Source organism: Rhizobacter sp. P2_H2 (assembly GCF_056403375.1).
In genome coordinates this window covers 1-896 of record NZ_JBFUFP010001562.1, presented here as the reverse complement: position 1 = coordinate 896, position 896 = coordinate 1, and the positions used below count along the sequence as shown (strand labels likewise).

General features: G+C 65.3%; 2 protein-coding genes. Both read left to right on the top strand.

What is annotated here, in order from left to right; genetic code table 11:
• Nucleotides 1–48: 48 nt before the first annotated feature.
• Nucleotides 49–186: a hypothetical protein gene (locus AC1D15_RS34755; protein WP_465114340.1), complete on the top strand. Its 138-nt coding sequence runs from the start codon at nucleotides 49–51 to the stop codon at nucleotides 184–186.
• A gap of 102 nt (nucleotides 187–288) precedes the next feature.
• Nucleotides 289–783 carry a hypothetical protein gene (locus tag AC1D15_RS34750; protein WP_477829657.1) on the top strand — a complete coding sequence of 165 codons (495 nt, stop codon included), beginning with the start codon at nucleotides 289–291 and terminating at the stop codon, nucleotides 781–783.
• Nucleotides 784–896: the final 113 nt, after the last annotated feature.

The window sequence follows — 896 nt, the reverse complement described above, 5'->3', positions numbered from 1 at the left end:
TCCGCGAGCTGCAATCGCGCTACTGAACGGCGACAAAGGAGTACCGCCATGCATCGACTGCTGTTGGCATTTCTGTTGATGCTCAGCATGGGCGCCACGCTGTCGCTCACTGCGTGCGACAAGCTCGGTTCAGGCACGCCGAAGCCGACCACCAACGCGCCGCCGGCCGCCAGCGCACCGGGCTAGGAACCATTCGCGCGGGCCGGTTACTCATGCGGCATGAATTCCGCAGTAACCCCCCATGCACCGCTGCATTCACATGCGTACCCCGACCCGCAGATCGCTGCCTTGGTGCAGTCCCTCGGGACCGGCCTGATCGGCATCGCCGAGCAGCTTCGTGCCGCGCCACCCGCTGAGCGCGGGCAAGTGGTCACGGACGCGGTGCAGCCACTGTCACCGCAGCGCTGCGATGCGCTTTACGACATCGCCTCGCGGCTCTGCAACGAGGGACAGTTCCAGCACGCCTTGCCAATCGCACTCCATCTCGAAACGCATGCGCAAAGCCCTCGCCATGGCTTCATAGCCGCGACCTGCCTGCAGCGGTTGAACCAACCCGAGCTGGCCGCGCCGATGTATGCCTTGTGCCTGGTCGGGAATCCCCGTCATGTGGCCGCGATGTTCCGGCTGGGCGAGTGCCTCGCGGCCACCGGCCGGGAGGAAGAGGCGGTCCAGGCCTTCGAAGCCACGATCGACCTCGGCCGTGCCGATGCGGCCTTCGTCGAACTGCAGGAACTGGCCCGCCGCCGCATCGATCAGCTGGCGGCGCGCAGGATCCGGAACTGATCGTTCGATTTCTTCAACCGCACCAAGGAAATTTCATGGACCCCACCGCACGTGCAAAAGTCGACGCGCGTCGCTCTCAGATACCTGCGAATGCGAACCCGTCGCCTGACGGG